The organism is Pseudomonas sp. MD330_10 (genome assembly GCF_042610415.1).
Lineage (GTDB): Bacteria > Pseudomonadota > Gammaproteobacteria > Pseudomonadales > Pseudomonadaceae > Aquipseudomonas > Aquipseudomonas rhodesiae.
This window is the reverse complement of record NZ_JBHGZU010000192.1, coordinates 1-231: the sequence shown is the minus strand read 5'-3', so window position 1 is coordinate 231 and position 231 is coordinate 1. Positions and strand designations below refer to the sequence as shown.

Genomic DNA, 231 nt, shown 5'->3' with positions numbered 1-231 from the left:
CTTCGGGCGCGACTCCGGCCTGGAGATTATCCCGGCGCCGCGCTTGTTGCCTCGGATCATCAAGGTACCGGAAGAGGTGGGGGGCGCTGGAGACAACTATGTATTCCTGTCGTCGATGATCCACGCCCTCGCCGACGACCTGTTCCAAGGCATGAAGGTCAAGGGCTGCTACCAGTTCCGCCTTACCCGTATCGCCGACCTGGCGCTGGACTCCGAAGTCGTCGAAGACTT

Annotated in this window: 1 pseudogene; it reads left to right on the top strand. The window is 61.5% G+C overall.

What is annotated here, in order from left to right:
* Positions 1–231, top strand: a pseudogene (locus tag ACFZPT_RS27160) (RNA degradosome polyphosphate kinase); the annotation flags it as partial.